Consider the following 21,356-nt stretch of genomic DNA (forward strand, 5'->3'; position numbering starts at 1 on the left):
TAATACACTATTATTTAAATTTTTTAGACTGTTGACGAAGATTTCTGATGATCGGTTAATGCAACATTAACCATAAGAATCTTCTACTTTTTTGCTCTAATTATTTAATTACTAGGTTAGGTTTTTTGTTTAAACTGTGACGTCCATCAACAAAACGAACAGTTCCTGATTTAGCACGCATAACTAATGAATGTGTAGTTCCTACATTGCCTTTGTATTGAACACCTTTTAATAATTCTCCATCAGTTACTCCAGTAGCAGCAAAAATTGCGTCATCACCTTTAACTAAATCGTCCATGTATAATACACGGTTTGGATCTTCGATGCCCATATGTTTGCAACGTTCGATCTCTTCTTCGTTTTGAGGTAATAACTTTCCTTGAAGTTCGCCACCTAAGCATTTTAAAGCTACTGCAGCGATTACTCCTTCTGGTGCTCCACCGCTACCGAATAAAATATCAACACCTGTGTGATCAAAAGCTGTATTAATTGCACCAGCTACATCACCATCATTGATTAATTTAATTCGAGCACCTGCAGAACGAATTTCTTCAATTAATTTCGCGTGACGCTCTCTATTTAACACTGTTGCAACGACTTCGTTTATGTTTTTTCCTTTTGCTTCTGCTACAGCTGTTAAGTTTTCAAGAACAGATGCATTTATATCAACTTTACCTACAGCTTCAGGTCCTACTGCGATTTTCTCCATATACATATCAGGAGCATGTAATAAGTTTCCATGATCAGCTATAGCAATAACAGCTAAAGCATTCCAGCCACCAGATGCTACGATATTTGTTCCTTCAAGTGGATCAACTGCTACATCTACTCTTGGACCATAACCATTACCAAGTTTCTCGCCGATATAAAGCATTGGAGCCTCATCCATTTCCCCTTCTCCAATTACAACAGTCCCCTTCATAGGAATCGTGTCAAACACATCACGCATTGCTGTTGTAGCAGCATCATCTGCTTCATCCTTTTTGCCTAAACCCATCCATTTTGCTGATGCAAGTGCTGCCGCCTCAGTAACACGCACTAACTCCATTGATAAACTTCTTTCCATTCAAAACTCCCCCTTTGATGTAAATGAAAACTATCTTATTTATGTTAAACTGGAGTATATAGACATCCAAATTTACGCATTTTTTAATTGTTCAACTTCTTGTTTAGTTAACTGAACACGCCAAACATTTGCTCCTAAGCCTAAAAGCTTTTCAACTAAATCCTCGTATCCTCGATCAACATGCTCCAATCCAGTTAGCTCTGTTTTACCATCTGCAATTAGACCTGCTATAACTAGTGCAGCGCCAGCACGTAAATCACTTGCTTTTACACGACCACCTTGTAACTCAGATGGACCAGAAATAATAGCCGTACTTCCCTCTACTTTAATGGTTGCACTCATTCTTCTAAGTTCATCAATATGTTTAAACCTCGCACCATAAATAGTGTCAGTTATAACGGCTGTCCCATTTGCTTTCGTTAGCAATACAGAAAACGGCTGCTGTAAATCAGTTGGAAAGCCTGGATAAACCAATGTTTTAATATCAACTGATTTCAGTTCTCTATTCGATCCTGTAACGATTATTTGATCGTCATTCGTATCAATATCTATATTCATTTCTCTCATTTTCGCAATAAGTGATTCTAAGTGATGAGGAATAACGTTATCTACAATAACCTTGTCCCCTTCTTGCACAGTTGCAGCTGCTAATATTGTATAAGTCCCTGCTTCAATGCGATCCGGAATAATTGTATGTGTGCAGCCCGATAAAGATTCTACACCATCAATTCGAATAACATCAGTACCAGCACCTTTAATTTTAGCACCCATACTAGTTAATAAAGTCGCAACATCAACAATCTCAGGCTCTTTTGCAGCGTTTTCAATAACTGTTCTACCATTTGCTAAAACTGCCGCTAACATGATATTAATCGTTGCTCCAACACTTACTACATCTAGGTATATACGTGCACCTTTTAATTCTTCTGCTCTTAAATAAATTGCACCTTGCTCATTCGTTACTTTTGCACCTAATGCTTCAAAACCTTTTATATGTTGATCAATAGGTCTTGGTCCAAGATAACATCCACCTGGTAATCCTATAACCGCTTGCTTAAATCTACCTAACATTGCACCCATTAAATAATAAGAAGCGCGCAATTTCTTTACTTTTCCACTTGGAAGTGGCATTGCAACCATATTTGTTGGATCAATCATTATTTTTTCATCAGAAACTTCTACTTGACCTCCAATTTCTTCTAGTAGGTCACAAAGCGTTTGAACATCTGAAATATTAGGAACACCTTCTAGTGTTACCGGTGAGCTAGCTAGTATAGTTGCTGGGATTAATGCAACCGCACTATTTTTGGCACCGCTAACACGAATAGTACCTTTTAAAGGTATACCGCCTTCTAATACAAGCTTTTCCATAGTATACTCCCTTCTAAAATGAGCAGAAGAAAATAGTAGAGAAGTAAAACTTTCAGCTTCTCAACTGTTAAATAGTTTCTACCTATTTTCTCCAAATTTCTACTTCCCTAATCTTAGTTTATACGAGAGGAACAGTCTATTGTAAAGACATTTGCTTAGGAAAATCTCACACGTTTTTTAGTACAACATCTTCAAATTCCATAAAAATTAAGCAATCCCTTTAAATAAAATTTAATTGGTAGAAATAGATATTTAGTAAAGATAATTTTTTTAAAAATCAATTAGTCCTCTACTAATTCTAATCATTATTGTCCAATATCTTCAAGTGTAAATGAAAAAACATATAAATTTATTCCGTTTAACAGCATGGTTAAACAAGAAAACCGTCTAAACATAATTTAGACGGCTTAATTTATTATAATATATCATATTTCAAGCTAAAAAACTTAAAATATTACGCTTTGTTGCTAGTACCGAACTCACGGATTTTACCAGCCACTGTTGCAATAATTGCTTCGCGACCTGGTCCAAGTACTTTACGTGGATCATATTGATTTGCATCATTTGCAACGAAATCACGAACAGCTTTGTTGAAAGCAATTTGGTTCTCAGTGTTTACGTTGATTTTTGCAGTTCCACGAGCGATTGCTTTTTGAATTTGTTCAGTTGGGATTCCTGTTCCACCGTGTAAAACTAATGGTACATTAGTCTCTTTACCAACTTGTTCCATTTCGTCGAAACCTAATTTAGGTTCACCTTTGTATGGTCCATGAACAGAACCTAAAGCTGGAGCTAAGCAGTCAATGCCAGTACGCTCTACAAGTTCTTTACACTCTGCTGGGTCAGCATAAATAATGTCACCAACAACGTGATCTTCTTGTCCACCAACAGTTCCTAATTCAGCTTCAACAGACACGCCATGAGAATGAGCATAGTCTACAACTTTTTTAGTTGTTTCAACATTTTGTTCAAATGGATCATGAGAAGCGTCAATCATAACTGAAGTAAATCCAGCATCAATTGCAGCTTTACAAGCTTCATAGCTTGAACCGTGATCAAGGTGAATTGCTACAGGAACAGTCACTTTTAAATCAATTAGTAAACCTTCAACCATTTTTACAACAGTGTTAAATCCACCCATGTATTTAGCTGCACCTTCAGAGACACCAAGGATTACAGGTGATTGTTCTCTTTCAGCTGCAGTAAGAATAGCAAAAGTCCACTCTAAGTTATTAATATTGTATTGACCAACTGCGTATTTACCTTCTTTTGCTTTATTAAGCATTTCAGTCATAGATACTAAAGGCATTTTAAGCCCTCCTTATACTCTTTTATGAAAATTAATCTGCACCTATAATTGTACTAACAAGAATATAATGCTACAAATCGATCTTTATTATGTAAATTAATAGGTATTTATATCACAACATAAGAATACAAAAAATGAAATGAAAACACAACAAATATCATCTAATGTTCGTATTATCGTAACATATTGGACAATTAAATGGCATTTCTACCTATTTTATCCCTAATTTCCGAAAACGCTTTCAAAATGAGGGTGTAAAATAAAAACAGATGGTCCGCTACCCATCTGCTTTTTTACTGCTGAGATTGTGGTTGTGAAGTATACTCTCGAACAACCTTCTTAATTTCATCAATATCAAATGGTTTTGGAAAATATTGTAGTGCCCCTAACTTTTTAGCTTCTTCAATAATATCTAGCTCACCATAAGCCGTCATCAAAATGACTTTAATATCTTTATTTATTTCTTTAATACGTTTTAAAATCTCTACTCCGTCCATACCTGGTATTTTCATATCAAGAATAACTAAGTCGGGACAATCCTTCACTACAATATCAATCGCTTGAAAACCATTAGCTGCCTGAAAAACCTCATAGCCTTCTTTTTTGAAAATTTCATGTAAAAGTAAACGTATTCCGTACTGGTCGTCTACAATAAGTAATTTACTTCCCAAAAATAGTACCACCTTTCAAAACCAGATAACGTGCTTAAAAAAATACAAACTTCCCTAAATTTTTACATTCTACCTAAAAATCCATTTTCCTGCATTTTGTTCATAAACTTTACAAAAAATTACTTTTCATAATTTTTTTGTATATACCTAAATTACAGTATAATGGTTAGAACATACTTTTATAAGAGGGAGTATTATTTAATGTTAAAAATTTTTTCGACACAATTGAATGGAGTTTTTCAAAAAGTAGTTAAACAAGAGGAAGTTTTTGAAGATGCTTCACGCTTTCTAGCACAGGCCGTTATTGGTGAAGGAAATGTTTATGTCCACGGCACAAAAGAATTCTACGGCATCGTTTCAGAGGTTACTGATGGTGCTGAGCAAAATGAAGCATTTAAACCTTTATTTGAAAACGGCGAAATTCAATCTCTAACTCCAGTAGATCGAGTACTGTTATTCACAAGACAAACTGATGACCAAGAAGCCATTCTCCTTGCAAATAAACTAGCGGAATCAAATATTGGATTAGTGATTGTCTCTACCTCTATAAACGGTGAAGATCATTTATCTGATCTAGCTGATGTATTTATTAACTATGAATTAACAAGGAAGCTAGTTCCAACTGACGAAGGAGACCGAATCTGCTTTCCTACCTTACTTACAGGTTTATTTATTTACCACTGTCTATTGCTAACGATCAGCGAGATATTAGAAGACTATTAAGCGGTATATAAGAAAATGGACTTTCTTTCATGCTCACAAAAAAACACCCAACAAAATTTTTTATAAATTCTGTTGGGTGTTTTTTATTTTTAAAAGTCTTAGTACTTCTACTCAAACTTTTGACCTATATTTTCATCCCTTACCTTATTTCTGAGCTTGAAGTGATGCTCCTACAAAGTCTCTAAATAATGGTTGTGGTCTGTTTGGACGAGAAATAAATTCTGGGTGGAATTGAGATGCTACAAACCATGGGTGGTTTGGTAACTCAATAATTTCTACCAAACGACCATCAGGGCTAGTTCCTGAGAAAATAAATCCTTCTTGTTCCATTTGTTGACGGTATTCATTGTTGAACTCATAACGATGACGATGACGTTCGTAAACTACTTCATCACCATATGCTTCATATGCTTTTGAACCTTCAACTAATTTACATGGATATAAACCTAAACGTAATGTACCACCTAAATCCTCAACATCTTTTTGCTCTGGTAATAAATCGATAATTGGGTAGTTAGTTGTAGGATTGATTTCTGCTGAGTGAGCACCTTTTAATCCTAATACATTTCTAGCAAATTCGATTGATGCAATTTGCATACCTAAACAAATTCCTAAGAATGGTACGTTATTTTCACGAGCGAATTGTGCAGTTAAAATTTTTCCTTCTACACCGCGGTCTCCGAAACCACCTGGTACAAGAATTCCATCAACATCGCTTAAAAGTTCATTTACGTTAGCTGTTGTAACTTCTTCTGCGTTAATCCATTTAATTTCAATTTCGCTATCAAAAGCAAATCCTGCGTGCTTTAATGCTTCTGCTACTGAAATATACGCATCTTGTAATTCTACATATTTACCAACAAGAGCAATTTTTGTTGATTTCGTTAGGTTTTTAACTTTGTCTACTAATGAAGTCCATTCTGTCATATCTGCTTCATTTGTTTGTAGTTTTAAATGATTACATGCAATGCTGTCTAATCCTTGTGCTTGTAAAGCTAATGGGATTTCGTAAAGTGTATCAGCGTCTACACATTCGATTACGTCTTTAGCATCTACATCACAGAATTGAGCGATTTTATCTTTCATTTCTTGTGGTACAGTTGTTTCTGAACGTAAAACGATCACGTTTGGTTGAATACCAATGCTACGAAGTTCTTTTACACTGTGTTGAGTTGGTTTTGTTTTTAACTCACCAGCTGCTTTAATATAAGGAAGAAGCGTACAGTGAACATACATTACATTGTCACGACCTACATCGCCTTTAATTTGACGAATAGCTTCCATAAATGGTAATGACTCGATATCACCAACAGTTCCACCGATCTCAGTGATAACAACATCCGCATTTGTTTCGCGGCCAGCACGGAAAACTTTATCTTTAATTTCATTTGTAATATGTGGGATAACTTGTACAGTTCCACCTAAGTAATCTCCACGACGTTCTTTTTGTAAAACTGTAGAATAAACTTTACCACTAGTTATATTGTTGAATTTAGTAACATTAATATCAACAAATCTTTCATAGTGACCTAAGTCTAAGTCTGTTTCTGCGCCATCATCTGTTACGAAGACTTCACCGTGTTGGTAAGGACTCATTGTTCCTGGGTCTAAGTTAATATAAGGATCGAACTTTTGAATTGTTACATTTAATCCTCTGTTTTTTAGTAATCGTCCTAAAGATGCTGCAACAATCCCTTTACCAAGAGATGAAACTACGCCACCTGTTACAAAAATATACTTTGTCATAATTGAGCCCCTTCCATTTTTAGCATTCGTATTTTATTTTTTCTTACTAGAAATTACAAAGCTAAATTCTAAAAAATAATTTAATAACTTTTTGTATGCATGCTTTATTGTCTTCCAAAATGGGTTTTTTTCATGCAAATTTTTAACTTTTTGATTCAATACGAATATAGCAATGTTCATATCTTTACTATAAAGTTTTCTAAAAAAACAAAGACGCCCCCTATATAAAATAGGGAGCGTCGAATTATATATCGTTCTTTTTAAAGAGCCCAATAAAGATTCTACTCATTCAGTCCTAAAAAGTCAAGAACTTATCGTTCTTCTTCCTCTTCAAATTCATCTAATTCTTCATCGTCTTCTTCTTCTAGTTCTAAATCTTCATCCTCTAGGTCGATATCTTCATCGTCTTCGTCGATTTCTTCATCATCGAATTCATCCGTTTCGTCATCTTCAACTAGATCTTCATCAAGTTCATCTAACTCAGCGTCTTCTTCTTCAAACTCGTCTTCATCAGATGTGTCGTAATCATCAAACTCTTCATCTTCTTCTACTTGTTTACGTTTCTTCTTAGGTTTTGCAACAGGTAATACTTCTTCTTCTGCTTGGTCATATGGATACCAAGCACGTAATCCCCAGCGATTTTCACCTAAACAAACGAAACGTCCATCAATATTTAATTCTGTATAAAATTGAGGAAGTTTTTCCATAAGCGCATCTCTAGTTACACCTAAAACAGTTGCCATTTGGTCAACTAAGTCATAAAAAGAAATAGGTTCCTTTGTTTCAGAAAAAAGTTCATATGCTAATTCAATAAGCGATAATTCTTTTAATTGCTCTTCCGAGTAATGCTTTAAACTCAAGGTAAGCACTCCTTTAAAAATAATATTTTCACCATAATTTTAGTAACATTATGTATAAATTTTACTTGTTAGTTATAAAATACATATCTTTCATTATAAACAAAACTAAGTTAAATATGCTAGCACCTTGTCTATATTTTTCAATATTAGACTAATTTTTCATGAAAATAGTAAAATGAGCGTCCAAAAGACGCTCAAATAAGGGCAGGGTTTAGGGGAAGTAGATCGGTCGATAAAAAGGATTTCAATTACCTCCCTCTCCCCCTTGTATAAATTGTGTAGTTAATGATGTCTAGCTCCAGTCGTTTGCTCCTCTTTAGGCAGACCAAATGACTTTCGTTATTATTTATTACATATTTCTACGGTATTGTCCGCCAACTTCATATAAAGCTTGCGTAATTTGTCCTAAGCTAGCCACGCGAACAGTATTCATTAGCTCTTCGAATAAATTACCGTTCTTGCGAGCAACTTGTTTCAATTGTTCTAATGCGACTTGAGCTTCAGATTTATTTTTAACTTGGAATTGTTCTACATGATCAATTTGCGATTGTTTTTCTTCATAGCTTGATCTAGCGATTTCCATTGTATTAATGGATTCCATTTGCTCATTAGGATTGATATAAGAGTTCACTCCGATGATTGGAAGATCTCCATTATGCTTTAGTGTTTCGTAATAAAGTGACTCTTCTTGAATTTTACCACGTTGATATTGTAGTTCCATTGCCCCTAATACGCCACCACGATCACTAATTCTCTCAAACTCTTTTAGAACTGCTTCTTCTACTAAGTCAGTAAGCTGTTCAATGATAAATGATCCTTGGATTGGATTTTCATTTTTCGATAGACCATTTTCTTTTTGAATAATAAGTTGAATAGCCATTGCACGGCGTACTGATTCTTCAGTAGGAGTTGTAACAGCCTCATCATATGCGTTTGTGTGAAGTGAGTTACAGTTATCATATAAAGCTAATAATGCTTGTAATGTCGTACGAATATCATTAAATGCCATTTCTTGAGCATGTAAAGAACGACCTGATGTTTGAACATGGTATTTAAGTTTTTGACTACGCTCAGATGCACCATATTTATCTTTCATCGTAACAGCCCAAATTCTTCTCGCCACACGTCCGATTACTGAGTATTCAGCATCTAGACCATTACTAAAGAAGAACGATAAATTATGAGCAAAATCATCAATCTTCATGCCTCGACTTAAATAATATTCAACGTAAGTGAATCCGTTTGATAAAGTGAATGCAAGTTGTGAAATTGGATTTGCTCCAGCTTCAGCAATATGATACCCAGAAATTGAAACTGAATAATAATTACGAACACTATTATCGATAAAGTACTGTTGAATATCTCCCATCATTTTTAAAGCAAATTCTGTTGAGAAGATACAAGTATTTTGCCCTTGATCCTCTTTTAAAATATCAGCTTGAACTGTTCCACGAACTTTTTGTAACGTTGCTTGTTTTACCACAGTAAACTCTTCAACTGTTAAAATTCGACCTAGTTCTTTTTCTTTTAACTCAACTTGTTGATGAATAGCTGTATTTAAGAACATGGCTAAAATAATTGGAGCTGGACCGTTAATTGTCATCGAAACTGATGTTGAAGGGCTACATAAGTCAAAACCATTGTAAAGCTCAATCATATTTTCTAATGTACATACGTTTACGCCACTTTCACCAATTTTCCCAAAAATATCAGGACGAATTGCTGGATCTTCGCCGTATAAAGTTACTGAATCAAATGCTGTACTTAAGCGTTTAGCTGGGTCATTCTCACACAGATAGTGGAAACGTTTATTTGTTCTACTTGGTGGTCCCTCACCAGCAAATTGTCTCTTTGGATCTTCGTCTTGGCGCTTGAATGGGAACACCCCAGCTGTAAATGGGAAGTATCCAGGTACATTTTCTTTTGCAACCCATCTTAGTAAGTCACCATAGTCACGATATGTTGGAACAGACACTTTAGGTATTTTCGTACCAGATAATGTTGTTGTTGTTAACTCAACTTTTATTTCTTTATCTCTTATTTTTTGTATAAGTTGATCTTTTGAATATGCCTCTTTAATCAATTTAAAATGATTTAGAGCTTGTTTAGTAGAAGGAGCAAGAGATTCTTCAAATTTATTTTTCAAATCTACTACAGTGCTTTTTCCATCTTCAATGTTTTGTGACTCAATTTCAGCCAGCGTTCCTTCAATTTGATATAGCTTTGAAGCTTTTGCTGCTTCAACTTCGGTATTAGTATGATAATCTCTTACCGTTTCTGCGATTTCTCTTAAATAAAAACGACGATTACTCGGAATAATGACATGTTGTTTTTCAACGTTTCCTGGTTTAATATACGTCGTGTTCCACTCATTTGCTGTATGTTTTTCAATTGCCCCAGTTAAGGCTAAGAATAAATTATTAGTACCTGCGTCATTAAATTGACTAGCAATCGTACCGTAAACTGGCATTGTAGCTATATCATCATGGAAAAGATGACGACTACGTTGATATTGTTTTTGAACAAGACGTAATGCATCCTCTGAGCCTTGACGTTCAAATTTATTAATTGCAATTAAATCTGCGAAGTCAATCATATCAATTTTTTCTAATTGAGAAGGTGCTCCGAATTCGCTCGTCATAACATACAGATGAATATCACTGTATTGAGTAATTGCTGCATCACCTTGACCGATTCCACTTGTCTCAACAAAAATAACGTCAAAATCCGCTGTTTTTAAAATTGAGATCGTATCCTCTAAAGCATTCGAGATTTCAGATTGGCTGTCTCGAGTTGCTAAACTTCTCATATACACATTTGGATGGTGAATTGAATTCATACGAATACGATCACCTAATAGTGCTCCACCCGTTTTTCGCTTCGTTGGGTCAATCGAAACAATACCGATTGTTTTTTCAGGAAACTCTTGAATAAAACGGCGTACTAGTTCATCCGTTAATGAACTTTTACCAGCTCCACCAGTACCAGTCATACCAATAACTACACTTTTACTAGTTTCTGATTTTTCTAATGTTGCTGCCATTTCTAAACTTGAATCTAAAGAACCTTTATTTTCAGCTAGAGTAATGAATCTAGCAATCTCTTTATGATTTGTTGCGGATAATTTTTGAACGTTTTCTAAGTCCTTCAAAGGTGGAAGAAAATCTGTGCTTTGTAGCATATGATTAATCATTCCTTGAAGCCCCATAATACGTCCATCTTCAGGTGAATAGATTTTAGTAATTCCGTATGCTTCAAGCTCCTCTTGCTCTTTAGGCAAGATTACGCCCCCTCCGCCACCAAATAACTTGATGTGAGATGCGCCTCTTTCTTGAAGTAAATCATACATATATTTAAAGTACTCCATATGTCCACCTTGGTAGGAAGAAATAGAAATACCTTGTACATCCTCTTGAATAGCTGCGTTAATAATTTCTTCAACAGAACGGTTATGACCTAAGTGAATTACTTCAACACCGTTTTCTTGCAATAATCTTCTAATCATATTGATCGACACGTCATGGCCATCAAATAAGCTTGAAGCAGTAACAAAACGAATCTTATGTTTAGCTTGATACTTTTCTACCATACTAATCATCCCCCGGAATTATAATTGCCTTTTTCGTAAAAGAAAACTTGGCAAAGGGTATCCCATATTCCTTATACCAAGCTATCCTGATCATTCGTAATGCAAAATTAAGATTAATCTATGTTTTTATAGCATTCTTGAGATTACTAGTTTTTGAATTTCTTGTGTACCTTCATAAATTTGAGTAATCTTAGCATCCCTCATGAAGCGCTCCACAGGATAATCCTTTGTATATCCATATCCACCGAAAACTTGTACTGCTTCTGTTGTAACTTTCATTGCAGTATCCCCTGCAAATAATTTCGACATTGCAGATTCTTTACCATATGGTAGCCCATTCGACTCTAACCATGCTGCTTGATAAGTTAATAGACGAGATGCTTCAATGCTTGTAGCCATGTCAGCAAGTTTAAACGAGATACCTTGTTGAGCAATAATTGGTTTTCCAAATTGAACACGCTCTCTAGCATAATCAACTGAAGCGTCTAGAGCACCTTGTGCAATACCTACTGCTTGTGCAGCAATTCCATTTCTTCCGCCGTCAAGAGTTTGCATGGCAACTTTAAATCCCTTACCTTCTTCACCTAAAAGGTTTTCAGCAGGGATACGACATTCTTCAAAGATTATTTCAGTTGTTGGAGATGAACGAATACCTAATTTACTTTCCTTCTTACCAACTGAAAAACCTGGTGAATCACTTTCAACGATAAAAGCAGAAACGCCATGTTTATTTGTTGGGTCAGTCACTGCAAATACTACATAGATTTCAGCTTCTCCACCATTTGTAATAAATATTTTTGAACCGTTTAATATATATTCATTTCCTTCTTTTCTAGCAGTTGTTCTCATTCCACCAGCATCTGATCCAGAACCTGGTTCAGTTAATCCGTAACCACCAATTTTTGTTCCTTGTGCTAATGGTTTTAAGAATTTTTGTTTTTGTTCTTCCGTACCAAATTTATAAATCGGCCAACTAGCTAATGAAGTGTGTGCAGATAAAGTTACACCTGTTGAAGCACAAACTCTAGAAAGCTCTTCTACCGCAATAACATAAGCTAAATAATCACTACCAATTCCACCATACTCTTCTGGGAATGGAATGCCTGTTAATCCTAACTCAGCCATTTGATCAAAGATTGAACGATCAAATTTTTCATGCTCATCACGCTCAGCAGCTGATGGAGCAACCTCATTTCTAGCAAAATCTCTTACCATTTTACGGATCATTTCATGTTCTTCACTTAAACGAAATTGCATAGATCATTTCCCCCGATTTTTGCTAGGACAAGGATGAACAATTAAATAAAAGTTTTAATTAAAGATACTTATTATATATCCTATTCCCTTTTACCTTATTGCTCCCTTATCACTGCCATGTTCTTTTTGTCGAATTTTGTAAGCGTTAACATAATAATTTGTACTTTGACTAAAAAGATAGTCTACTAAGAATATTATTAGACAAAAAACTGAAAATTCCTGTTATTTTTTGTAGAAAAATTTTAGTGCAGAAAGGAAGGAAAAAAAAAGGTAGAGGAAATACCCAAAAACAAACGTAATGGAATTAAAGACAGTAACAAGGGAATGCAGAATCAATGGCAAGGGAAAAGAAATTAAATTTCCTTTCCTTCTTTCCAATGACCAGCATTCCCTTTATGATCTACTTTAAAAATTCCTTACCTTAATCGATCACGTTTTTCCTATACTATTCACTTTTCCCTTAATGTACCTCTACTAAAATAGCGTCTCCTTGACCACCGCCACTACAGATTGCTGCGATCCCTAGACCTCCACCTCGTTGTTTTAGGGCATGAATTAGGGTTACAATAATTCTTGCACCACTTGCTCCAATTGGATGTCCTAGAGCAATAGCTCCACCGTTTACATTTATTTTTTCTAAAGGAATATCAGCTATTTTCGCACTTGCTAAAGCTACTGCTGCGAATGCCTCGTTAATTTCAAATAAGTCTATATCTGAAATGTTTTTATTTGTTTTTTGTAATAATTTTTGGATTACATATCCCGGAGTTCTTGGGAAGTCCTTTGCTTCTACAGCCATTGAATCTGTAGCAACAATTGTAGCTAATGGTGTGAAACCATTTTGTTTTGCTTCTTCCTCACTCATTATTAAAAGTGCTGCAGCTCCGTCATTTAATCCAGGTGCGTTTCCTGCAGTGATCGTTCCGTCGCGATCAAATGCAGGATTTAATTTAGCTAATTTTTCAATTGTCGTATCCTCTCTCGGACACTCATCTACTTCAATTTTTGTTACGACACCTTTTTTGCCAACAGACTCAATCGTAACAATCTCTTCTTCAAATCTACCTGTTTTAATCGATTCAACGGCAAGTTGTTGACTACGAAGTGCCCACTCATCTTGTTGCTCACGTGAAATATCTTCTAATTTTGCAACTTCACTTCCATACGTACCCATATGAACTCCAGTGAATGAACAAGTTAAACCATCTACTAGTAATCCGTCTTTTAACTCCGAGTGTCCCATCTTATTTCCCCATCTTAAATTGGTTTGATAATATGGTGCATTACTCATAGATTCCATTCCACCTGCGACAATACGTTTACTTTCACCAGAACGAATTAATAAGTCAGCAAGCATTACACTTCTCATTCCTGATGCACATACTTTGTTAATTGTTTCGGATCTTGTTTCCCAAGGTAAACCTGCATTACGTAGTGCTTGTCTTGAAGGTAATTGCCCTTGTCCACCTTGTAAAACGCTTCCCATAATTACATCATCTATTGACTCTAAAGGATGGTTAACACGATTCAATGTTTCTTTAATTGCAATACCACCTAGCTCAGCAGCACTAAAACCTTTTAACATACCTCCAAAACGTCCAAATGGTGTACGAACTGCACTTACTATAACTGTTTTACTCATCCCAATTTCCCCCTTAAATTAAGAAACTAATTTCTCTTCTATAAAAAATTCCTTTAATAGCAAATAAAAAGGCGCTCACTACAGTCTGAAAGGTGTACAAGTTGCACACCTTTCATTGTTAGTTTATGAAACTTGAAAAGTAATAGAACTCTTATGAAGCCTGGCTCTGCTTATCTCCAAAGATTGAAATTACTAAAAGCTCAGCAATATCGAGTGTTTTAACACTTTCTTCAACTTCTTTTGCTTTTGTTCCATCTGATAACATTGTTAAGCAATAAGGACATCCTGTTCCAATGACATTCGGACTAACTGCAAGTGCTTGTTCAGTACGTGTAACATTAATACGGTTACCAACATGCTCTTCCATCCACATTAATCCACCACCCGCTCCACAGCACATTCCTGTTTCACGTTTACGCTCCATTTCAACTAGCTTAACGCCAGGAATTGCACGTAGAATGTCTCTAGGAGCTTCATAAACTTCATTGTATCTACCTAAATAACATGAATCATGATAAGTAATAACTTCATCTACACGATGAACTGGCTTTAATCTTCCTTCTTTAACCCATTGCGATAATAATTCTGTATGGTGATAAACTTCAACTGATAATCCAAAATCAGGATATTCATTTTTAAATGTGTTATAAGCATGCGGATCAATTGTTACTAATTTGCTTACTTCTGCTTTTTCGATTTCTGCGATATTATTAGATGCTAATTCCTGGAATAAGAATTCTTGACCTAAACGTCTAGGTGTATCACCAGAGTTTTTCTCCTTATTACCTAAAATTGCAAATTTAATTCCAGCTTCATTCATAAGTTTTGCAAACGCTAGAGCGATTTTTTGGCTACGGTTATCATATGCACCCATTGAACCAACCCAGAATAAGTATTCAATTTTTTCCCCAGCTTTTTTAGCTTCTTTTACAGTTGGGATGTGGATACTTTCATCAAGCTCTCTCCAATTTTCACGATCCTTACGATTTAATCCCCAAGGATTTCCTTGGCGCTCGATATTCGTCATTGCACGTTGAGCATCAGGTTGCATTTTACCTTCCGTTAAAACTAAATAACGACGTAAATCAATAATCTTTTCAACATGCTCATTCATTACTGGACATTGGTCTTCACAATTACGACAAGTCGTACATGCCCAAATCTCTTCTTCAGTAATGACATCGCCAATTAAACTTGGACTATATTCTAATGTTGCTGCTGTTTCTTGACTTCCTTGAGAAGAAAACGCTAATTGATTACCTTTTGTTTTAGAAAAAGCAACAGTTGGAACCCATGGTGCTCGAGATGTTACAACAGCTCCAGTTTCAGTTAAATGGTCACGAAGTTTTAAGATTAAATCCATCGGTGACAGCATTTTCCCAGTTGCCGTAGCAGGACAAACATTTGTACAACGACCACATTCAACACAAGCATATAAATCAATTAATTGAGACTGACGGAAATCACTAATTTTTCCAACACCAAATGTTTCCTGTGTTTCATCTTCAAAATCGATTTTTTCTAATTTTCCTGCTTTCGATAAGCGATTAAAATACACGTTTGCTGGTCCAGCAAGTAAATGTGCGTGCTTTGATTGAGGCACATACACTAAGAAAGTTAAAAGTGAAATTAAGTGAGTCCACCAAGCAACATAAAAGAATGAAATGGCTAAAGGCTTACTAATTCCACCAAAGATTGTTGCAACTAAAGATGCGATTGGCTCATGGAAGCTTGTTCCTTCTCCGCTCCAAATGATTCCCATGCCATTTCCAAAAAGAGTTGATAACATTAATAAACCAATAAAAATTAGAACTAAACCGCTTTTCCAACCTCTTTTTAATCGAACTAACTTTTCAATATATCGTCTATGGAAAGCCCAAACAACTGCTACCAGTATTAACAACGCCACGATTTCTTCAAAAAATGTAAATGCACCATATAACGGCCCAAGTGGTAAATGCACCCCAGGAACTAGACCTCTTAAAATAAAATCTAAAGCACCTGCTTGAACTAAAATAAATCCGTAGAAGAATAGCAAATGAATAAATCCGCTTTTCTTATCCTTCAATAGCTTTTTTTGTCCAAAAACATTCACCCAAATTTTTTGAAAACGATCTTTAAAATTTCTTTCAAACTCTTCCTTTTTGCCTAGCTTGATGTAGGCTAGTCTTGTTTTAATCAGGTAAATGAATAAATAAATAGCATAAACTGTAATTGCCACAAACCCCAATGCGTTCAAATACAAAAGTGCATGATCCATGATGTATTCCTCCCCCAATGTCCCCGGTTATAAATAAAACGCTTACTTTTTAAAAATTTATAACCATAATAATATTCAGAAAATATATACTTCAATTATATTATGAATGACTATTCAGTCAAATACTTTTTCATATTTAATTAGCCCTTTTTCATATTCTTCAGTTTAAATGGTCATACTATCAACACGTAAAAGGTAAAGGAGTTAGTTATATGATTCTTTGTATTTGCTTATTTGCTCTACTCATTCTAATACTCCTTGCTAGCTTAGATCTTTATTTTGGTTACAAAGCTTTTCATAAATACGATAAGGCTTGCCCATTTAAAAATAGATATAGTGAAACAATGTTAATAACAGACGGTAATGTCCTATACGAAAATCTTCTTAAAGACATAAATGAGGCAAGTTCTAGTATTTCCATGCTTTTTTATATCGTTCGTAATGATGATACTTCCGAAAAATTTTTGTCGCTACTAGAAAAAAAGGCGCACGAAGGATTACAAGTACGTTTGCTTGTCGATTGGATCGGTAGCTTTGGACTTAAACGGAAAAGAATCGAAAAACTAAAAAAAAATGGTGTAAAAGTATTATTTAATCGACGTACTGGATTTCCGTATACTCTCTATCGGTTTCAGCACCGTAACCATCGTAAAATTACAGTGATTGATCAAAAAACCGGTTATTTTGGTGGATTCAATATTGGCAAAGAATATATTGGCTTTGACGAAGACCTAGGTTATTGGAGAGATTATCATATTCGTATGACAGGTGAAGGTGTAAAAGATTTACATGTTCAATTTTTAATAGACTGGGTTAGAAGCGGTGGTGAATCCTTCACTTTAACTGATGAAAAAGACCTAGTTAAGGGAAAAATCGAACATCACTTCTATTCATCTGACTTTATTCGTATTGAAAATCTTTATAAAAAATTAATTGATAAAGCAGAAAAACATATCTTTATTGGCACTCCATATTTTATACCAACTAAAAAGCTTATGGATGCTTTACTAGCAGCACAAAAACGAGGTGTCCGCATCTGTGTTATGGTTCCTGAAAAAGAAGACCACAGGCTAGTTAAAGAAGCGAGTTTCCCTCACCTCCTTTTAATCCTTGAAGGTGGCGGCGAAGTTTTCCATTATCAGAAAGGATTCTTTCATGCCAAAGTATTATTAATCGATGATCGCTGCTGTGATGTAGGGTCCGTTAACTTTGATCGTAGAAGCCTTTGTATAAATGATGAATGGAGCTGTATTTTTGCAAGTGAATCCTTCATATTGGAAATCAAAAAAATATTTATGAAAGACTTAGAGCGTTCAAAATCCTACCCTATTCAACATTATAAAAAGACAACTCTCTCATGGAAATGTCGTAAGCTTTTATCCAAGCTTCTTTCTCCATTAATGTAATGTTTTTAAAGTGCCAAAAACAGTAATTGAGGTGAGCACAATATGATTATTCGATTTGGATACGTATCACATGCATTATCTTTATATAATTGTTCACCTGCAAAAACACTAACTTTAACACGTTATAAAACGCTTGATCAAGATGAACGTTTAGAGAAGCTAATTTCTGTTACAACACAAAATTTGGAGAATACGTATAGAGCACTTCATTATAATGTAGGACAACAAATTCCCTTATACAGAATGTCCTCTTCAATGGTCCCTTTGGCGACTCATCCAGATGTAGAATTTGATTATATTAATATTTTTCACAAGCAATTCAAAGAAATAGGCGATTTTATTAAAAAGCATGAATTAAGAGTTAGTTTTCACCCTAATCAATTCACGCTTTTTACAAGTGAGAAGCCACATATCACTGATAATGCTGTAATTGATATGGAATATCACTTTAAAGTACTTGAAGCAATGGGCGTTTCAAACCAAAGTGTGATCAACATCCATATTGGAGGGGCTTATGGTAATAAGGATCTTGCTATTAATCGTTTTTATGAAAATATAAAAAAACTCCCTTCTCATATTAAAAAACAAATGACACTAGAAAACGACGATAAAACGTACAATACATCGGAAACATTAATGGTATGTAAAAATGAAGGCATACCACTCGTATTCGATTATCATCACCATATGGCCAATTTATGTGAAGAACCATTGGAGGAATTATTACCACTCATTTTCTCTACTTGGGATCACACAAATTTGAAACCTAAAATACATATTTCCTCTCCAAAGTCTGAAAAAGAGTTTAGATCTCACTCAGACTTAATTGATCTTGATTTTATTAAACCCTTTTTTGACATTGCTCGATCAATTGGAAGTGATATTGATATAATGATTGAGTCAAAAAAGAAGGACATAGCATTATTGCAATTGATGGAAGACCTATCGAAATTAAGGGGCTATAAACGAATAAGCGGCGGAATGATTGAAGTGAAATAGAAACCACAAGGGACCCTTTACTCCCTTGTGGTTTTACATTTTAAGAGCTTTTTATCTGATTTGAACTCGTTAGTGATATGATGGTTTATAGATATTCATCTAAAGTCTGACTTCGACTCTAATATAAAGGTGGCTTGGAAATGAACTATCAGGATGCTTTACAACAATACATAATAGCAACAAATACGCATGATTTTGACCAAGTAAAAAAATACATACATAAGGATGCTACTTATTGGTTTTCTAATAAATCATGTACAAATTTACTTGATATCCAACAGTACTTTGAAAATGCTTGGAATCTGATTCAAGATGAAGTCTATAGAGCTACAAATGTAAACTGGCTAACTACTGATGAGAATTCAGCTTCCTGTACTTATCAATATCATTATGAAGGCTATATGAATGGGAAATTTGTAAAAGGTCATGGTAGGGCTACAAATGTGTTTATGAAGGATGCAGTTGGTGACTGGAAGGTTATTCATGAGCATTTGAGTAGCCATGCATAAGACTCGATTTCTTTCATGGCTCTTTGGCTCTTCGACTGTAAAAAAGCTCAGATAATCAATCTGAGCCTTTTTCATTATTATTATTCCAGCTATTATTGTGCCTGTGATCGTACTCGTTGTTTTTGTTTTCATTGCCCTTATCACGATTACTGCACCTATGGCATCGATCATTTTGGCCTTTTCTACTTTGGTAATTATTGTTTCTTTTTACCTCCCGTTCGTAATTATACTGATTTTTTTTTTTATCTTGGTGTTTTTCATATTTATTGTTTTGCTTATTTTGATTTTGTTTCGACGAATCTCGATGCTCTTCTTGATGTCTATTATTCCACTGACTTTGCTTATTTCCCCAATGCGCTTTTTGTTGTCTATTATTCCTATCTTCTTTTGAATAATGATGATTATTCGCTCTGTTATTCTCTACTTTAGGTGACTTAACACTAGGTTTATCTTTGCCATTCTTTTCGCCTCTTGTCACTTTGGCTGAATGAGAATTAAAACTACTTACTTGCTTATTTTGAGTTTGAAGTTGAGTTTTAATCTTAGGTTGAATTTTAGGTTGATCTAAATCCTTAGAATTTGGAATTTTAATATGGTTATTGGTCTCTTGAATATCCTTCAATTCATTATTTAGTTCACTTTGTTTATTTTTAAATTCCTTTTTCATCTCACCAGTTAATTTGATTTGATCATCCGGTTGAATAACTTTAGACTTCTCCATTTCACCAACTAAATCATCCATAACTGACTGTAAAGGCTCCTGTTTCCAGTTATCTATTTTATCAATCACTTTTTTACCTTGTTCATTGTGTCCTTTTAATCCAATAACATTTAACTGTTTATCTAAAATTAATGATACCTTTGCCCCTGAATCAATTGTGACTCTCCCTGCTGCCAATGCTTTTTTGTTATTCCAATTTACGAACAAAAATGACATTAGAATTAATGCACTGGCAATTACGACAGGTATCAATTTGGGGATATTTATTTTTATTTTATTATTTGAAATAATTGCGCTGCTAGGGAACTGAATTTCTTCACCAATTGAATAGGATGACAATAACTTTTTACATTTTAAATACTCACCGTTAGCTGTTAATACAACTACGGAAGAATGATTTACTTCCAATACAATACCATTGTTCATCTTCAGTTCCCCCTTTTTAAGTAGTTTTGTAAATAAATATAGTCATTGACGCTTATAATACACATGGCAATTATATATTTCCTATGTTTATCTAGCGTTTTTCGACTTATATTAACTTTAGTTTCTAGTTTGTTCATCGGTAACTTTTTCTTTTTATATAGAAAGGCTAACATTTCTTCATCAGAAGCAATAATATCTACAACTGAAAAAATATGTTCCCTTGTGTCTTCATGTTTAGGGGATACCTCTACTAAAGTTTCTAAAGTAATGCCAAATTGTTTAAGCATCTCACTGAAATGAATAATTTCCTCTTTACGATTGATCTCATCAAAGTTTTTAATATACGAGCTATAAACATGGTCATCGTACTGTTTATGTATATTCTCCGACCCATTTTGTTCTAAAGTCAATAATTGATATTTAGATTCCTTACGAAAATAATCAATCAACTCACGTTTTATGATCAATTTGGCGAAAGTTAAAAATGAAGCCCCTTTTTTATATGAATATAGTTTAATAGCTTCATGAAATGCACTTAGCCCAATACTATATTCATCTTCTTGATTTGTAATATATCTGCCACAAATAGTAGAAACAGTTTTGCTTATAAAAGGGGAGTATTGAATGATAAAATCATCAAGTTCCTTTGATGAAGATTGTTGTATTGTTAATACAATATCTTCAATCTTTTCTTTCCTTTTATAAAGTGTCTGAAAAATTGTAAGTAACAAAACCCCATCTCCTTTCAAAAGAGGATTGATTGGCGACTAAAGAAGGCGCCTCCATCATTATATAATCAAA

16 protein-coding genes are annotated in these 21,356 nt (G+C 34.6%); 4 read left to right on the forward strand and 12 right to left on the reverse strand.

Annotation, left to right across the window (positions count from 1 at the left end; translation table 11 throughout):
• Nucleotides 1-100 precede the first annotated feature (100 nt).
• The 4 genes from glpX to ACFCYN_RS01425 form a co-directional block, all read right to left on the reverse strand.
• Nucleotides 101-1,066, reverse strand: a complete 966-nt coding sequence (gene glpX / locus ACFCYN_RS01410) for a class II fructose-bisphosphatase (protein WP_098118957.1) — start codon at nt 1,064-1,066, stop codon at nt 101-103.
• Nucleotides 1,067-1,138: 72 nt separating this feature from the next.
• On the reverse strand, nt 1,139-2,437 hold the full coding sequence (locus tag ACFCYN_RS01415; RefSeq protein WP_172446453.1) for a UDP-N-acetylglucosamine 1-carboxyvinyltransferase: 1,299 nt from the start codon (nt 2,435-2,437) through the stop codon (nt 1,139-1,141).
• A gap of 454 nt (nt 2,438-2,891) precedes the next feature.
• On the reverse strand, nt 2,892-3,746 hold the full coding sequence (locus ACFCYN_RS01420; protein ID WP_098118959.1) for a class II fructose-bisphosphate aldolase: 855 nt from the start codon (nt 3,744-3,746) through the stop codon (nt 2,892-2,894).
• 293 nt (nt 3,747-4,039) lie between these two features.
• Nucleotides 4,040-4,417, reverse strand: coding sequence for a response regulator (locus ACFCYN_RS01425; RefSeq protein WP_088070284.1), 378 nt, complete (start codon nt 4,415-4,417; stop codon nt 4,040-4,042).
• 201 nt (nt 4,418-4,618) lie between these two features.
• Between ACFCYN_RS01425 and ACFCYN_RS01430 the strand changes: the two genes are divergently transcribed.
• Entirely contained in the window at nt 4,619-5,140 is a 522-nt protein-coding gene (locus tag ACFCYN_RS01430) for a DUF2529 family protein (RefSeq protein ID WP_375947070.1), read from the forward strand.
• Between the two features lie 144 nt (nt 5,141-5,284).
• Here ACFCYN_RS01430 and ACFCYN_RS01435 read toward each other — a convergent pair whose 3' ends face one another.
• The 6 genes from ACFCYN_RS01435 to ACFCYN_RS01460 form a co-directional block, all read right to left on the reverse strand.
• Nucleotides 5,285-6,886, reverse strand: a complete 1,602-nt coding sequence (locus ACFCYN_RS01435; protein WP_375947072.1) for a CTP synthase — start codon at nt 6,884-6,886, stop codon at nt 5,285-5,287.
• A gap of 311 nt (nt 6,887-7,197) precedes the next feature.
• Nucleotides 7,198-7,746 carry a DNA-directed RNA polymerase subunit delta gene (gene rpoE / locus ACFCYN_RS01440; RefSeq protein WP_172446456.1) on the reverse strand — a complete coding sequence of 183 codons (549 nt, stop codon included), beginning with the start codon at nt 7,744-7,746 and terminating at the stop codon, nt 7,198-7,200.
• A gap of 349 nt (nt 7,747-8,095) precedes the next feature.
• Complete coding sequence (icmF, locus tag ACFCYN_RS01445; protein ID WP_375947074.1) at nt 8,096-11,335, reverse strand: fused isobutyryl-CoA mutase/GTPase IcmF; 3,240 nt, start codon at nt 11,333-11,335, stop codon at nt 8,096-8,098.
• A 126-nt stretch (nt 11,336-11,461) separates the two neighbouring features.
• Nucleotides 11,462-12,592 (reverse strand): acyl-CoA dehydrogenase, encoded by a 1,131-nt coding sequence (locus ACFCYN_RS01450; RefSeq protein ID WP_098118964.1) that lies wholly within the window; start codon nt 12,590-12,592, stop codon nt 11,462-11,464.
• Between the two features lie 460 nt (nt 12,593-13,052).
• The gene (locus ACFCYN_RS01455; protein ID WP_172446458.1) at nt 13,053-14,234 is read right to left on the reverse strand and encodes an acetyl-CoA C-acetyltransferase; all 1,182 of its coding nucleotides are present in this window, start codon (nt 14,232-14,234) and stop codon (nt 13,053-13,055) included.
• A gap of 151 nt (nt 14,235-14,385) precedes the next feature.
• Nucleotides 14,386-16,494 (reverse strand): heterodisulfide reductase-related iron-sulfur binding cluster, encoded by a 2,109-nt coding sequence (locus ACFCYN_RS01460; protein ID WP_375947077.1) that lies wholly within the window; start codon nt 16,492-16,494, stop codon nt 14,386-14,388.
• Nucleotides 16,495-16,706: 212 nt separating this feature from the next.
• Between ACFCYN_RS01460 and cls the strand changes: the two genes are divergently transcribed.
• From cls to ACFCYN_RS01475, 3 genes are all read left to right on the forward strand, one after another.
• Nucleotides 16,707-17,900, forward strand: coding sequence for a cardiolipin synthase (cls, locus tag ACFCYN_RS01465; protein ID WP_375947078.1), 1,194 nt, complete (start codon nt 16,707-16,709; stop codon nt 17,898-17,900).
• 42 nt (nt 17,901-17,942) lie between these two features.
• A complete protein-coding gene (gene uvsE, locus ACFCYN_RS01470) occupies nt 17,943-18,899 on the forward strand; it encodes a UV DNA damage repair endonuclease UvsE (protein WP_172446461.1) in 957 nt (318 codons plus the stop codon).
• 140 nt (nt 18,900-19,039) lie between these two features.
• A complete protein-coding gene (locus ACFCYN_RS01475) occupies nt 19,040-19,408 on the forward strand; it encodes a YybH family protein (protein WP_172446462.1) in 369 nt (122 codons plus the stop codon).
• 55 nt (nt 19,409-19,463) lie between these two features.
• On the opposite strand, the gene ACFCYN_RS01480 is transcribed toward ACFCYN_RS01475, so the two are convergent.
• Both ACFCYN_RS01480 and sigI read right to left on the reverse strand, forming a co-directional pair.
• Complete coding sequence (locus ACFCYN_RS01480; protein ID WP_375947081.1) at nt 19,464-20,555, reverse strand: anti-sigma factor domain-containing protein; 1,092 nt, start codon at nt 20,553-20,555, stop codon at nt 19,464-19,466.
• Between the two features lie 2 nt (nt 20,556-20,557).
• Complete coding sequence (sigI, locus tag ACFCYN_RS01485) at nt 20,558-21,286, reverse strand: RNA polymerase sigma-I factor (RefSeq protein ID WP_216853934.1); 729 nt, start codon at nt 21,284-21,286, stop codon at nt 20,558-20,560.
• Between the last annotated feature and the right edge of the window lie 70 nt (nt 21,287-21,356).

This window comes from Gottfriedia sp. NPDC056225 (genome assembly GCF_042267765.1).
Lineage (GTDB): Bacteria > Bacillota > Bacilli > Bacillales > Bacillaceae_G > Gottfriedia.

What these genes read in the sequence shown, in the direction of transcription:
- ACFCYN_RS01460 (WP_375947077.1), bottom strand. Translation starts at nt 16,494, where the DNA reads ATGGATCATGCACTTTTGTATTTGAACGCATTGGGGTTTGTGGCAATT.
- ACFCYN_RS01420 (WP_098118959.1), bottom strand. Translation starts at nt 3,746, where the DNA reads ATGCCTTTAGTATCTATGACTGAAATGCTTAATAAAGCAAAAGAAGGT.
- ACFCYN_RS01415 (WP_172446453.1), bottom strand. Translation starts at nt 2,437, where the DNA reads ATGGAAAAGCTTGTATTAGAAGGCGGTATACCTTTAAAAGGTACTATT.
- ACFCYN_RS01455 (WP_172446458.1), bottom strand. Translation starts at nt 14,234, where the DNA reads ATGAGTAAAACAGTTATAGTAAGTGCAGTTCGTACACCATTTGGACGT.
- ACFCYN_RS01475 (WP_172446462.1), top strand. Translation starts at nt 19,040, where the DNA reads ATGAACTATCAGGATGCTTTACAACAATACATAATAGCAACAAATACG.
- ACFCYN_RS01430 (WP_375947070.1), top strand. Translation starts at nt 4,619, where the DNA reads ATGTTAAAAATTTTTTCGACACAATTGAATGGAGTTTTTCAAAAAGTA.
- ACFCYN_RS01450 (WP_098118964.1), bottom strand. Translation starts at nt 12,592, where the DNA reads ATGCAATTTCGTTTAAGTGAAGAACATGAAATGATCCGTAAAATGGTA.
- ACFCYN_RS01480 (WP_375947081.1), bottom strand. Translation starts at nt 20,555, where the DNA reads ATGAACAATGGTATTGTATTGGAAGTAAATCATTCTTCCGTAGTTGTA.
- uvsE (WP_172446461.1), top strand. Translation starts at nt 17,943, where the DNA reads ATGATTATTCGATTTGGATACGTATCACATGCATTATCTTTATATAAT.
- glpX (WP_098118957.1), bottom strand. Translation starts at nt 1,066, where the DNA reads ATGGAAAGAAGTTTATCAATGGAGTTAGTGCGTGTTACTGAGGCGGCA.
- icmF (WP_375947074.1), bottom strand. Translation starts at nt 11,335, where the DNA reads ATGGTAGAAAAGTATCAAGCTAAACATAAGATTCGTTTTGTTACTGCT.
- cls (WP_375947078.1), top strand. Translation starts at nt 16,707, where the DNA reads ATGATTCTTTGTATTTGCTTATTTGCTCTACTCATTCTAATACTCCTT.
- ACFCYN_RS01435 (WP_375947072.1), bottom strand. Translation starts at nt 6,886, where the DNA reads ATGACAAAGTATATTTTTGTAACAGGTGGCGTAGTTTCATCTCTTGGT.